This window comes from Paracoccus stylophorae, assembly GCF_028553765.1.
GTDB classification, from domain to species: Bacteria; Pseudomonadota; Alphaproteobacteria; order Rhodobacterales; family Rhodobacteraceae; genus Paracoccus; species Paracoccus stylophorae.
The window spans coordinates 1,203,019-1,216,302 of the sequence record NZ_CP067134.1 but is presented as its reverse complement, the minus strand read 5'-3'; the positions used below and the strand labels follow the sequence as shown (position 1 = coordinate 1,216,302).

Sequence of the window (13,284 nt, the reverse complement as noted above, 5' to 3'; positions counted from 1 at the left end):
TTTTGTCGCAAAGAAAAAGGGCGGGTTTGCACCCGCCCCTCTTCCATTGGTCAATCCATCAGGATGGATCAGAAACCATAGACGATCGCAACGCCCAGCTTGTTGTCGGTGCGGATCGCGCGGTCCGACTGATACTCGGTCTGATAGCTGACGCGCGTGGCCAGCTGCTCCGACATGCGGAAGTTCAGGCCAAGCTCGTTGGTGATGACGTCGTTGGCGTCCGACGACAGGAAGTCGGTGTCGTTGGTCACGAACATCATCTCGTTGAAGCGGTGATACAGGCGCGACGACACGATATAGCCGACTTCGGTTTCCGAACCGTCATCGACCAGATCCTGATAGCCGGTCTGCGTGTAACGGACGCCGACACCGGCCTGAACGCGCCATGCGGTGTCCTGCGTGTTGATCACGCGATAACCCGGACCGAAGCCCAGGAAGCCGTCGCGACGCAGATCGTCGTCTTCGTCGAAGTCGCGGACGGTTTCGTCGGCGTTGTCCAGACCGTCAACCAGCCCGTCAACGGTGAACCGGCCCAGGGCGAAGGCATAGAAGCGGTCGTTGAAATAGTACTGCGCGTCATAGATCGCGCTGACTTTTTCGGTGTCCTTCACGCCGTCGTCGTTCTCGCCGAACTCGATGGCCAGACCGACGCTTTGCGCGAACGGTGCCTGATTATAGGACACGCGGCCGGCAATCGCCAGATCCTGCGCGTCCGAGTTACCGGTCGAGCCGCTGTACTGCAGCGACATCGAGCCGAACAGGCCCTGACGGCGATCCGAAGGACCGAAGCGGTCGGGATCGTTGGAACGGTCGAAATCGTCGATCACATCGTCTTCGATGTCGGTGATGCGGTCATCAACGGCGCTCACGCCGGTTGCACTTGCGCCGGTCGCGATCTCGGTCTGGGCGAAAGCCGGAACCGACAGGGCGGCGATGATCGCGGCGGTGCCGGTCAGCAGCGTAACTTTTTTCATTGTGTCCTCACGATCTGAGTTTTTCGTTGTTCTGGCCAATTCGGTTGCCAGAGCATCTCTGCGACACATCAATTAGTATGCCCCGTCGCAGGTTCATAGGGTCGCGCGACACGGCGAAACCTGCCGGAAACATGAGGGAAGCTGTGACATTTCCGCATCGGCCCATTTCCGCCGACATAAAGTCGTGATCGCGCAGGACGGAACTTTGCGCCACTTGCTGCAACCGTCCGTTTTAAGGCGACTTTACGGGGTCCGGCAGGAAATACAGGGATGCACGGCTTCCTTGCGCGTTGAAATATCCGCGTGACCGCACAAGAATTGGTCATTTCTCTGCGGTCTGGACGCGCGCCGGCTTGTTGTATTTAGAACACGCTTTGTCGGAATTTTGCCGCATCCGTGCGGCGCTGATCTTCCTGTCTGCGCCGCCCCGGAACGGCCGCCGCCCGCGCCGGCGGTCCAAGCGGCATCGGTATCCTGCGGCCGCCGCGCGGTTCGGGCGGGTCGGCCAGGCGCATGACCGCGATCCCGAACTGCACGCCCGCAAAGACGATGGTGTTGAAGACAACCAGCATCAGCCCGCCCAGCCAGCCGGACCAGCTGCCCAACACCAGATGCCGCAGACCGCCGACATCCAGCACCAGCAGCAGCGTCACGAACAGCAGCGACAGGGCAAAGCCAAGCGCGACACTGACGATGTAAAGGCGGACAAGGCGTGGCATGGCAGGAAACCGGCAAGGTCGGACGGGTCTGTTCACCCCTATCATAGCCGATCGAGGCCATATGGGAACAGGTCAGTTCGTCGCGTCGGTGAATGCATCGGGCCGCAGCTGGCGCGCGACATGATCCAGGACGGCATTCACGAATTTCGGCTCTTTCCCGTCGGGAAAGAACGCCTCGGCCAGGCGCACATATTCCGCGATCACCACCTTGGGCGGCGTGCGCGGCGTGACCAGTTCGGCCCCGGCGGCGCGGAACAGCGCCCGCAGCACCGGGTCGATACGGTTGATCGGCCATTTCGCGACCAGCCCCCGGTCCGTCGCCTGGTCGATCCGCGACTGCCATGTCACCGCGTCATCGATCAGCCGGCCGAACAGCGCCTCGTCGGCATCGGCCGAGCGTCCTTCGTCGTCCTCGGCGCCGATGCGATAGGTCTGGAATTCCTGCAACACCCGGTCGGCGGACTGGCCCGACGCCTCCATCTGGAACAGCGCCTGCACCGCGTAAAGACGGGCGGCGCTGGACAGCGCGCGCCGGTCGGGGCGCGGGGTCGCAGGCTTGCCGGTCTTGCCGCTCATGCCCGGTCCTGCCCGTCCAGTCGTCCGGCCAGACGGATGGGATCCGACTCCGCCGGCCGCGCGCGGTCGCCGCGCCCGGTCCATCTGCGGGCAAGCGCCACCAGATGCAGCGCCGCCTGCGCCGCGCCGCCGCCTTTGTCCTGATCGTCCGGATCGGCGCGGACCCGCGCCTGATCCATGTTCTCGACCGTCAGGATTCCGTTGCCGATGCACACGCCCTGCAACCCCAACAGCGTCAGCCCGCGCGAGCTGTCGTTGCACACCGTCTCGTAATGGGTCGTCTCGCCCCGCACCACGCAGCCAAGGGCCACGAACCCGTCATAATCGGCCTGACGCGCAGCGATGCCGATGGCGGTGGGGATTTCCAGCGCGCCCGGCACCTCGACCACGTCCAGCGTCGCGCCCGCCCGCGCCGTGACGGCGCGCACGCCGGCCAGCAGCCCGTCGGCGATATCCCGGTAATAGGGCGCGACAACCGCCAGCAGACGCACGGGCGCGTCGAATGGCGGCAGATCAAGCTGATGATGCGGGGTATTCGAGGCCATGAGTTCAGTCCTTGGGAATAGGCCGCGTGGAATGGATGGAAAGCCCGTAGGCGTCAAGCCCCACGACCTTCACCGGCGCCGAATTCGTCAGCAGGATCAGTTCGGACAGGCCCAGGGCCGACAGGATCTGCGCGCCCAGCCCGTATTGGCGCAACGTGTGCGGCCCGACCTCGCCCGGGACGGTGACGACATTGGTCAGATCGCGGATCAGCACCACGACGCCCCTGCCCTCGCGCGCGATTTCGGCCATGGCGGCGGGAAGGCTGCCGGCGTCCTCGCGCCCGATGCCCAGCACATCGTGCAGCGGGTCCAGCGCGTGCATGCGCACCAGCACCGGCCCCCCGCCCGTCAGATCGCCCTTGGTCAGCACGATATGTTCGGTGCCCTGCGTCTCGTCGGCAAAGATCCGCATCATCCAGTCGCCGCCATGGATCGACTGCACCGCCTTCTGGCTGCGTTCGGCGATCAGGTTGTCGTGGCGGCGGCGATAGCGGATCAGATCGCTGATCGTGCCGATCTTCAGCCCGTGCTTCTGGGCAAAGGCGATCAGGTCGGGCAGCCGCGCCATGCTGCCATCCTCGTTCATGATCTCGCAGATCACGCCCGAAGGGTTCAGGCCCGCCAGCCGCGAGATATCGACCGCCGCCTCGGTATGGCCGGCGCGGACCAGCACGCCGCCCTCGCGCGCGCGCAGCGGAAAGACGTGGCCCGGCGTGGCGATGTCGGCCGCGCCCTTGGCCGGGTCGATGGCCACGCTGACGGTGCGGGCGCGGTCATGGGCGCTGATGCCGGTCGTCACCCCCTCGCGCGCCTCGATGGACATGGTGAATGCGGTCTCGTGCCGGCTGGAGTTCTTGGGGCTCATCAGCGTCAGTCCCAGGGCGTCGATCCGCTCACCCGGCAGCGACAGGCAGATCAGGCCGCGCCCGTGGGTGGCCATAAAGTTGATCGCATCGGGCGTCGCCATCTGCGCGGGAATGACCAGATCGCCCTCGTTCTCGCGGTCCTCGTGATCGACAAGGATGAACATCCGGCCGTTGCGGGCATCCTCGATGATCTCCTCGATGGACGAGATGGCGTCGCGCAGATCGCTTTCGACCGGGCCGGGCTGTTCATATTGCATGCTGGCTTCCTTCAAGCTGCCGGGTCCGGCCGGCGCGTGCCGCCCGACCGATCCGACCGTGATGTCCGGCGGCGTGCCGCCGCGGGCCGACCCTTCGGTCCCGATCTCCGAATCCTGGCGCATATCCTGTCGCCGGCATCAGGTCATGGCTGCGTCGGCTTCGGCCAGACGCGCGACATAACGGGCCAGCGTGTCGATTTCCAGATTGACCAGATCGCCCGTCGCCGCCCGGCCCCATGTCGTCACCTGCTGCGTGTGCGGGATCAGGTTCACGCCGAAACGGGTGCCGTCCACGTCGTTCACCGTCAGCGAAGTGCCGTTCAGCGCGACCGACCCCTTGGGCGCGATGAAGCGCGCCAGCGCCGCGGGTGTTTCGAGTGTCAGGCGCAGGCTGTCGCCGTCATCGCTCAGCCCGACGATCTCGGCCACGCCGTCGACATGGCCGCTGACGATATGCCCGCCCAGCTCGTCGCCGACTTTCAGCGCGCGTTCCAGGTTCAGCAGCCGGCCCACCGTCCAGCCATTCGCGCCGATATTGGTCTTGCTGAGGGTCTCGGCCGATATGTCCACCTCGAACCAGTCATCGCCCTTGGACACCACGGTCAGGCACACCCCGTCGCACGCGATCGAGGCGCCCTGATCGACGCTGTCCATCGGGTATCCGCAGCCGATCCGCGCCCGCATGTCGCCGCGCATCTCGACCGCGCGCACCGTGCCGATATCCGTGATGATGCCGGTAAACATCGCCAAGCCCCCTGTCCGTGCCCATGACCTAGGCGATCGCGTGTGCCCGCGCAAGCAGCACCCGGCGCCCGAAAGCATCGAAAGCCCGGCATTTTTGGCGGCGACGTTGGGGAAGTCGTTAACCTCTGCGTGTCATTACGGATTGACCCACCGACGCCTGCGTCCCATCAAGTCTGCAAAGCCCAACTCTGCGAAGCCATCGTCACGGAACACCATGCTGCATCAGACGCTGTCTCCGGATCTGACCGCCCCGGATCTGCCCATCGCGGCAGAGGATCGGGTGTTTCTGCTGCTGCAGGGTCCGCACGGGCCGTTCTTCGACCGTCTGGGCGCGCTGCTGCGCGATGCGGGCGCGACCGTGTGGCGCTGCGGCTTCAACGCCGGCGACGAATTCTTCTGGTCGGACAAGGCGCATTTCATCCGCCATTGCGGCACCATGCAGGACTGGCCGCAGCATCTGGATCGCATCCTGGTCGAAAAACAGGTGACCGATATCGTGCTTTATGGCGATGTCCGGCCGATCCACGACATCGCCCGCAGCGCGGCCCGCGACGACGGCCTGCGCGTCCATGTGTTCGAGGAAGGGTATCTGCGTCCCTACTGGATCAGCTATGAACGCGGCGGATCGAACGGACATTCGGCCCTGCTGCGGATTCCGCTGTCGCAGATGCGGGCCGCGCTGCGCGATGGCGGGTCCGAGATCCGGCGTCCGCCCGCGCATTGGGGCGACATGCGCCATCACAAATTCTACGGCGCATTCTATCATTTCATGGTTCTTGTGGCGAATGGCCGCTATCGCCGGTATCGCGGGCACCGCGCGATTTCGGTGGCGCAGGAATTCCGCCTGAACCTGCGCCGGTTCCTGATGGCGCCGCTGTTCAGCCTGAAGACCCGGCTGCAATGGCGGCGGTTCAAGTTCGCGGGCTGGCCCTATTCGCTGGCGCCGATGCAGCTGGAGCACGATTCGAATTTCCTCGGCCATTCGCCCTTCACCAGCAATGCCCAGTTCATCGACCTGCTGACCGACCAGTTCGCCCGCGCCGCCCCCCGCCATCACCACCTGATCTTCAAGGCGCACCCGCTAGAGGACGGGCGGGCCGGCAATCGCGCCGCGATCCAGGCGGCCGCGGCCCGTCACGGGGTGGCCGGGCGCGTCCATTATCTTCGCGGCGGCAAGCTGGCCGAACAGCTGGCCCATGCCCGGTCCGTCATCACGGTGAACTCGACGGCGGCGCAACAGGCGCTGTGGCGCGGAATTCCGGTGAAGGCGTTGGGGCGCGCGATCTATGACAAGCCGGGCATCGTGTCGGATCAGACCCTGGCCGATTTCCTGGCCGATCCGCAGCCGCCCGACCCGCAGGCCTATCGCGTCCTGCGCGACTATCTTCTTCAGACAAGCCAGATCCCCGGCGGTTTCTATTCCCGCCGCTCGCGCGCCCACGCCCTTCGTCTGGTGGCCGACATGATCCTGTCGCCCGACGATCCGTATCAGGCGCTGGCGCGCGGGCCTGTAGCGCATCGGCATCAGATCGGCGATCGCATCGGCTGAGGATGCGTGAAAGGGTGGCGCATCCCCGTGCCGGTCGCTAGGCTGTTTGCAAAATCCGTCGTCCACCGGCGCAACGATAACAGGAGTCCGAGGTGACAGTTCTTTCTTCGCAGGCCGGCGTCTTCCGGATGGCCATGATCGTGACGCTGATGCTGCTGACCGCATGCAGTCTTCCCCGCTCGGGGCCCAACAAGAAGGAAATCTATGCGGGCGCGGTCGAACGGGGCGGCAATACCCATGTCATCTATGTCAACGATCACGTCACGCGGGCCACGAACTTCATGCCCGTCTATGGCTTCTCGTCCAGTTTCCGCAGCGCCGGCCAGGTCGGCGCGGACGAGATCCGGGCCGGTGACGTGCTTGGTCTGTCGATCTGGGAAAACGTCGATGACGGGCTGCTGACATCGCTCGGCGCCAGTTCGACCTCGCTTCAGGAAATTCAGGTCGACAGCGCGGGTTACATCTTCGTGCCCTATGCCGGCCGCATCCGCGCCGCCGGCAACAGCCCCGAACAGCTGCGGCAGGTGATCACGCAACGGCTCAGCGCGCAGACGCCCGATCCGCAGGTGACCGTCACCCGCGTGGCCGGCAACGGCGCCACCGTGTCGGTGATGGGCAAGGTGGTCGCGCAGGGCGTCTATCCGATCGAGCGTCCGACGCGCACGCTGTCGGCGATGCTGGCAAAGGCCGGCGGCGTCGGGATCGAGCCCGAGGTGGCGGTGATCACCGTCAAGCGCGGCAATCAGCAGGGCAAGGTCTGGATGACCGATCTTTACAGCAGCCGGTCGAACGACATCGCGCTGCGCCCCGGCGACATCATTCTGGTGGAAGAGGATCAGCGCAACTTCACCGCCCTGGGCGCGCTTGGCGGACAGACCCGCGTTCCCTTGGGCAACGAGGCGATCAGCGCGGTCGAGGCGATTGCCATGGTCGGCGGTCTCAGCTCGGCCCTGGCGGATCCGACGGGCGTGTTCGTGCTGCGCGACGAGCCCGAATCGGTCGCCGGCAAGGTTCTGGGCAAGCCGGTCTTCGGGATGCAGCGCATCGCCTATGTGCTGGATCTGACGCGGCCGAACGGGCTGTTCCTTGCGCGCGATTTCCTGATCCGCGACGGCGACACCGTCTATGTGACCGAGGCGCCCTATGTCCAGTTCGCCAAGGTGCTGAACGCCGTCACCGGCAGCGCCGATTCGGCCGACGCCCTGACCTCGATCGGCGACTGACGCTGCATGTCCGACCGACACGACGGGGCCGCCGGGGAACCTCTCCGGCGGCTTTTCGTCTATAATGGCGGCTTCTGGAGGCAACCGCGCCTGCGCCGCATTCTGGAGCTGGCCGGCTGGCGCCTGACCGTCGGGCTGCCGCGCGCGGGCGGCGATGTCGGCGTGTGGGGCGCCAGCCCGGTGGCGTGGCGCGGGCGCGCCATCGCGGCGCGGCGGGGCGCAGCCGTGGTGAGCGTCGAGGATGCGTTTCTGCGCAGCGTCCTGCCCGGTCGGGCGCGCGGACGGGTGGCGCGGCGCGGCCCCATCGGCCTGCTGATCGACCCTGACGGGCTGCATTTCGACCCCTCGCGCCCCTCGCGGATCGAACGGCTGGTGCTGTCGGGGATCGGCGACGCCATGACACGGCGCGCGAAGGACGGCATCGCCCGGCTGCGGGCGCTGGATCTGTCGAAATACAACGCCCACGACCCCGACCTGCCCGCCCCCGATCCAGGATATGTGCTGGTGATCGACCAGACACAGGGCGACGCATCGCTGATGGGCGCGGGGCGCGAGACCTTCCTGGCCATGCTGCACGCCGCCCGCGCCGAGCATCCGGCCCGCCGGATCGTGCTGCGCACCCACCCGGAAACCGCCGCCGGGCTGCGTCCCGGCCATCTGCACCGGACGGATCTGCGCGCCGAGGATGCGATCTGCGACGCCCCGATCTCGCCCTGGCGGCTGCTGGAGGGGGCAAGCGCCGTCTATGCGGTCAGTTCGCAGCTTGGATACGAGGCTGTTCTGGCGGGCCACCGGCCGCGCCTGTTCGGCCAGCCCTTCTATGCCGGCTGGGGCCTGACCGAGGATGAGGCGCCGCTGCCCCCAGACCGGCGCGGCCGCGCCAGCCGGCAGACGCTGTTCGCGGCCAGCCATCTGCTGGCGCCGGTCTGGTACGATCCGTGCCGCGACCGGCTGACCGATTTCGACGGCGCGCTGCACCAGTTGCAGGCCGAAGCCGCGGTCTGGCGGCAGGATCGCCACGGCCACACGGCCTATGGCATGCGGCTGTGGAAACGTCCCTTCATCGACCGCGCCTTCGGCGATGCGCGCCCGGTCCGCTTCGTGTCGCGCCCCTCGCCCCGGGTGACGCTGGCCTGGGCCGGCCGTGCCGGCGCCACGCCGCAGGCCGCGCGGGTCGAGGACGGGTTTCTGCGCTCGCGCGGGCTGGGCGCGGAACTGACGCCGCCGCTGTCGCTGGTCGCCGACGATCTGGGGATCTACTATGACCCGACGCGGGAAAGCCGGCTGGAACGGCTGATCGCGCAACCGCTGCCACCGGGCGGGCGGGATCGCGCCCAGGCTTTGGTCGCCGCGATCCGGGCGGCAAAGCTGTCGAAATACAATATCGGCGGACCGCCCCGTGCGCTGCCGGACCCGAACGGAAGACGGGTGATCCTGGTTCCGGGACAGGTCGAGGATGACGCCTCGATCCGCCTTGGCGCCGGGGACGAACGCCGCAATCTGGACCTGCTGAAACGCGTGCGGGCCGAAAACCCGGACGCCTTTCTGATCTACAAGCCGCATCCGGATGTCGAGGCCGGGTTGCGGCAAGGTGCGATCCCGCCACGCGATCTGTCCCTGCTGGCCGATCATGTGATCCGGGACGCCGACCCCGTCGCCGTGCTGGCGCAGGTCGACGAGGTGTGGACCATCACGTCGACACTGGGGTTCGAGGCGCTTTTGCGCGGGGTGAAGGTGACGACGCTTGGCGCCCCGTTCTATGCCGGGTGGGGCCTGACGCGCGATCTGGGGCCGGTTCCGTCGCGCCGGAGGGCCCGGCCCGATCTGGCGCAGCTTGTCCATGCCTGCCTGATCGCCTATCCGCGCTATCGCGATCCGCTGACCGGCCTGCCCTGCCCGCCCGAACTGGCGCTGGAACGGCTGACGGATCAGGCGGCAGGAAAGCCCGGGCCGGGACTGCGGCTGCTTGCAAAGGCGCAGGGCGCGCTGGCCGGGCACAGCTGGATCTGGCGGCGCTGATCCGCGCGTTCAGTCGCGCATCCACCGGTGGAACAGGTCCGGCCCGATGCTGCGCGTCTCGACCAGCCGGAATCGCGGCGCGTCGGCAAGCCGCGGCAGCGGCAAGGACCCGACCGCCGGACGCCCGTCCGCACCCAACACCACGCCCGCGCCGTAACCTGCAAGCTGATCCACCGCCCCGGCCTCAAGCAGGCTGGCGGCCAGTTGCCCCCCGCCCTCGCAGAACAGCCGCGTGATGCCGCGCCCGGCGATATCCGACAGGATCGCGTCGATCCGGCCCGACATCTGCCATAACGGCCCGTGATCGGGTCCTTCGACCGGCAGATCGGGCAGCGGCCGGGACGAGACGACGATCCGCACCGGCTGTCGAACCGGGCCGAAGCCGCGCACGTTCAGCGCCGGCAGATCGGCGCGCGCCGTGCCTCCGCCGACCATGATCGCATCATGCTGCAGGCGCAGCGCGTGGACATGGGCGCGCGCGGCGGGTCCGGTGATCCAGCGGCTTTCGCCCAGGGCGGTGGCGATGCGGCCATCGAAACTGGTCGCAAGCTTCAGCGTCACAAAGGGCCGGCCGCGCGTGATCCGTGACAAGAAACCCGCCTGAAGATCGCGGGCCCGATCCGCAAGAACATCCTCCGTGACCTCGATCCCCGCCGCGCGCAGGATGGCGTGACCCTGTCCCGCAACACGCGGATCGGGATCGGTCAGCGCGGTGACGCAGCGGGCGATTCCAGCCCGGGCCAGCGCCTCGGCGCAGGGCGGGGTGCGGCCATGATGGGCGCAGGGTTCAAGCGTGACATAGGCGGTCGCGCCGCGCGCCAGCCCCGCCGCCTGATCCAGCGCGACCGGTTCGGCGTGCGGCCGCCCGCCCGGCTGCGTCCACCCGCGACCGACCACGCGGCCCGCACGCACCAGAACGCACCCCACGGCGGGATTCGGCCAGACATTGCCCAGCCCGCGCCGGGCCAGCCGCAGGGCATGCGCCATGTGCCGGTGGTCCTGCGCGGCATCGGTCACTCGGGCAGTGACCCCGGCCGCAATTCGGACACGAATTTGTCGAAATCGTCCGCATCCTGAAAGTTCTTGTAAACGCTGGCAAATCTGACATAGGCGACATTGTCGATGCGCGACAGCGCCTCCATCACGATCTCGCCGATGACCTTCGAGGGGATGTCGGTCTCGCCCGTGCTTTCCAGACGCCGGACGATGCCCGAAATCATCTGCTCGATCCGTTCGGGCTCGACCGGTCGTTTCTGCATCGCGATGCGGATCGACCGCGCCATCTTGTCGCGATCGAAATCCTCGCGCTTGCCGTTCGACTTGACCACGACCAGATCGCGCAGCTGAACCCGTTCATAGGTGGTGAACCGCCCGCCACAGGCCGGGCAGAAACGTCGGCGCCGGATGGCCACGTTGTCTTCGGCCGGGCGTGAATCCTTGACCTGCGTGTCGTTGTTTCCGCAAAACGGGCAGCGCATTCGGTTGTCCCCTCGGCCGCGATATCCGCAGCCACTATAGGCAGCACCGCAGGATTTGGGTAGCGTTATCCACAGGCCACAAAATGCGGACCGGGGAACCTGTGACCCGAAAGCCGCGTTCGCCAGCGGCACATGCAACTGCATACGCAGCCGCAGACACAGCCCTTTTTCAAACGATCGGACACAGCATGACCAGAACGCTTTTCATCACCGGTGCATCCTCGGGAATCGGCGCCGAGACGGCGCGACAGGCGGTTGCGGGTGGCTGGAACGTCGCCCTGATGGCGCGGTCGAGGGAAAAACTGACCGCACTTGCCGGGGAATTGGGCGACGCTGCCCTGGCGGTTCCGGGCGATGTCACGCGGATGGACGATCTGGACGAGTGCGTCGGCCGCGCGGTGGACCGGTTCGGCGGGCTGGACGCGGCCTTCGCCAATGCCGGGCGCGGCATGTCCAGACCGGGCACGGAAGACGGCGATCTGGACGACATACGCGGCATGATCGATCTGAACGTCACCGCCCTTGTGCAGACGGCGCGGGCGACCCTGCCAGAGTTGCGCAAGACGCAAGGCACACTGGTCCTGACCGGATCGGGCGCCGGGCGGCGGCACATCGCGGGGTCGATCTATGGCGCGACGAAATGGTTCGTCCATGGCTATGCCGGCAACATGGCCGAAGAGATGCGCGAATGGGGCGGTCGCTGCTGTGTCGTGGCACCTGGCATGGTGGACACGCCCTTCTTCGCCGATGGCGCACCTGACAAGTTGCAGCCGCAGGACGTGGCGGCGGCGATCATGCAGATGATCGACGCGCCGCCGCGCGCCAATATCCGCGAAATCTTCCTGATGCCGCAGGACTAGCGCAGCCGTCCGGCGCAGCGGTGCATCGACGCGCGCGGATCATTCCGCCGCCTCGGGCGGGGCGGGGCCGTCCAGCGACGCGGGCTGGTCGCTGTCGTGGTCGAGCGCGATCTTCTTTTGCGCCCTTGCGCCCAGTTCGCGCAGCATCTCGATCTGGCGGATGACATTGCCGGGACCGCGCGTCAGCCGGTCCATCGCCTGCCCGTGGCTGCGCGCGGCCTGATCCAGCGCCTTGCCGACGCCCTCCATCGACTCTGCAAACCCCGCGACCTTGTCGTAAAGCTGACCCGCGCGCCGGGCGATGTCCAGCGCGTTGCTTTCGCGCCGCTCGACTGCCCAGATATGTTCGACCGTCCGCAGCGTCAGCATCAGCGTCGTCGGGGTGGTCAGGCCGACCCCACGTTCAAGCGCGAAACTGGCAAGCGTCGGATCGGCGCGCAGCGCCTCGGAGAAGGCGCCTTCGATGGGAATGAACATCAGCACGTAATCGACGGAAAAATCGTCCATCTTGTGATAGCCCTTATCGGACAGCGTGCCGATATGGGTGCGGAGCGCGGCGACGTGGCGGCGTAACGCCGCCTGCGCATCCGCCGGTTCCTCGGCGTTCACCGCCGTCTCGTAATCGTTGAGAGAGACCTTGCTGTCGATCACCATGATCTTCTGGCGCGGCATCTTGACCACGACATCGGGCCGCCACAGCTTGCCGTCATCGTCGCGCCAGCTTGACTGCATGTCGTAATGCGTGCCCGCCTGAAGACCGGATTCTTCCAGGATGCGTTCCAGTACCATCTCGCCCCAGGCGCCCTGACGCTGCTTTTCGCCCTTCAGCGCACGGGTCAGGTTCACCGCCTCGCGCGAGATGTCCTCGGACCTCTTGTGCAGGAAGGCGATCTGTTCGCGCAGCCGCGCACCTTCTTCGTCCAGCACCTTGTTCCGGCTTTGCAGTTCCGTCTGAAAGCGGTGGACCTGATCGCGGAACGGGGTCAGCAGCGCGGTCAGTTGTTCGCCCTGCACGCGCTGCATGTCGTCGCGCTGCGTGCGCAGCGTTTCGGATGCCATCAGCTTGAACTGCCCGGTCATTTCCTCGCGCAGTTCGCGCAGCATCGCGATTTCACGCTCGGCCGCCTCGCGATCCTTTTCGGCCCGCAACTTGGCTTCGGCCAGTTCGGTCTGGATGCGCGATGTCTGCTGCCGGGCCTGATGCAGCGCATCGGTCAGTCCGTCGCGTTCTTCGGCCAGTTCCGCCAGACGCGCCTGTTGCGATTCCAGCCGGACGTCGCGCTGACCCAGATCCAGTTCCAGCTTTCTGACATGGCCGTCCAGATCGCGCAGCTTGGATTGCGCCGCAGCCTCGCGCGCCGCGCCTGCACGCAGGTCGCGCCGCCATCGCCATGCCAGAAGGGCCAGCAGCACAAGGCAGACCGTCGACGCGGCCAGCATCGTCAGAACAGCGTCAGGATCGCTGAACAAGGAT

Annotated in this window: 13 protein-coding genes; 4 read left to right on the top strand and 9 right to left on the bottom strand. The window is 66.8% G+C overall.

Features of this window, described 5'->3' with window-relative positions; all coding sequences use genetic code 11:
* Positions 1–68 precede the first annotated feature (68 nt).
* The 6 genes from JHW45_RS05980 to JHW45_RS05955 all read right to left on the bottom strand — a co-directional run bounded on the left by JHW45_RS05980 (position 69) and on the right by JHW45_RS05955 (position 4,681).
* On the bottom strand, positions 69–974 hold the full coding sequence (locus tag JHW45_RS05980; protein WP_272860018.1) for a DUF481 domain-containing protein: 906 nt from the start codon (positions 972–974) through the stop codon (positions 69–71).
* A 362-nt stretch (positions 975–1,336) separates the two neighbouring features.
* A complete protein-coding gene (locus JHW45_RS05975) occupies positions 1,337–1,693 on the bottom strand; it encodes a hypothetical protein (protein ID WP_272860017.1) in 357 nt (118 codons plus the stop codon).
* A gap of 72 nt (positions 1,694–1,765) precedes the next feature.
* Positions 1,766–2,269 (bottom strand): transcription antitermination factor NusB, encoded by a 504-nt coding sequence (gene nusB / locus JHW45_RS05970; protein WP_272860016.1) that lies wholly within the window; start codon positions 2,267–2,269, stop codon positions 1,766–1,768.
* Entirely contained in the window at positions 2,266–2,814 is a 549-nt protein-coding gene (locus JHW45_RS05965; protein ID WP_272860015.1) for a 6,7-dimethyl-8-ribityllumazine synthase, read from the bottom strand. Before JHW45_RS05965 ends, nusB begins: the two co-directional genes overlap by 4 nt.
* A gap of 4 nt (positions 2,815–2,818) precedes the next feature.
* A complete protein-coding gene (gene ribB, locus JHW45_RS05960; protein WP_272860014.1) occupies positions 2,819–3,937 on the bottom strand; it encodes a 3,4-dihydroxy-2-butanone-4-phosphate synthase in 1,119 nt (372 codons plus the stop codon).
* Positions 3,938–4,075: 138 nt separating this feature from the next.
* Positions 4,076–4,681, bottom strand: coding sequence for a riboflavin synthase (locus JHW45_RS05955; protein WP_272860559.1), 606 nt, complete (start codon positions 4,679–4,681; stop codon positions 4,076–4,078).
* 214 nt (positions 4,682–4,895) lie between these two features.
* On the opposite strand from JHW45_RS05955, the gene JHW45_RS05950 reads away from it, so the two are divergent.
* The 3 genes from JHW45_RS05950 (at position 4,896) to JHW45_RS05940 (ending at position 9,472) form a co-directional block, all read left to right on the top strand.
* Positions 4,896–6,230, top strand: coding sequence for a capsule biosynthesis protein (locus tag JHW45_RS05950; protein WP_272860013.1), 1,335 nt, complete (start codon positions 4,896–4,898; stop codon positions 6,228–6,230).
* 128 nt (positions 6,231–6,358) lie between these two features.
* Complete coding sequence (locus JHW45_RS05945; RefSeq protein ID WP_272860558.1) at positions 6,359–7,453, top strand: polysaccharide biosynthesis/export family protein; 1,095 nt, start codon at positions 6,359–6,361, stop codon at positions 7,451–7,453.
* 6 nt (positions 7,454–7,459) lie between these two features.
* Positions 7,460–9,472 carry a capsular polysaccharide biosynthesis protein gene (locus JHW45_RS05940; protein WP_272860012.1) on the top strand — a complete coding sequence of 671 codons (2,013 nt, stop codon included), beginning with the start codon at positions 7,460–7,462 and terminating at the stop codon, positions 9,470–9,472.
* A 9-nt stretch (positions 9,473–9,481) separates the two neighbouring features.
* Here JHW45_RS05940 and ribD read toward each other — a convergent pair whose 3' ends face one another.
* Together ribD and nrdR are read right to left on the bottom strand one after the other, a co-directional pair.
* Positions 9,482–10,459 (bottom strand): bifunctional diaminohydroxyphosphoribosylaminopyrimidine deaminase/5-amino-6-(5-phosphoribosylamino)uracil reductase RibD, encoded by a 978-nt coding sequence (gene ribD / locus JHW45_RS05935; RefSeq protein ID WP_272860011.1) that lies wholly within the window; start codon positions 10,457–10,459, stop codon positions 9,482–9,484.
* 26 nt (positions 10,460–10,485) lie between these two features.
* Entirely contained in the window at positions 10,486–10,950 is a 465-nt protein-coding gene (gene nrdR / locus JHW45_RS05930) for a transcriptional regulator NrdR (protein WP_272860010.1), read from the bottom strand.
* Positions 10,951–11,138: 188 nt separating this feature from the next.
* On the opposite strand from nrdR, the gene JHW45_RS05925 reads away from it, so the two are divergent.
* Positions 11,139–11,810, top strand: a complete 672-nt coding sequence (locus JHW45_RS05925; RefSeq protein ID WP_272860009.1) for an SDR family oxidoreductase — start codon at positions 11,139–11,141, stop codon at positions 11,808–11,810.
* A gap of 39 nt (positions 11,811–11,849) precedes the next feature.
* Here JHW45_RS05925 and JHW45_RS05920 read toward each other — a convergent pair whose 3' ends face one another.
* Positions 11,850–13,250, bottom strand: coding sequence for a DNA recombination protein RmuC (locus tag JHW45_RS05920; protein ID WP_272860008.1), 1,401 nt, complete (start codon positions 13,248–13,250; stop codon positions 11,850–11,852).
* Positions 13,251–13,284: the final 34 nt, after the last annotated feature.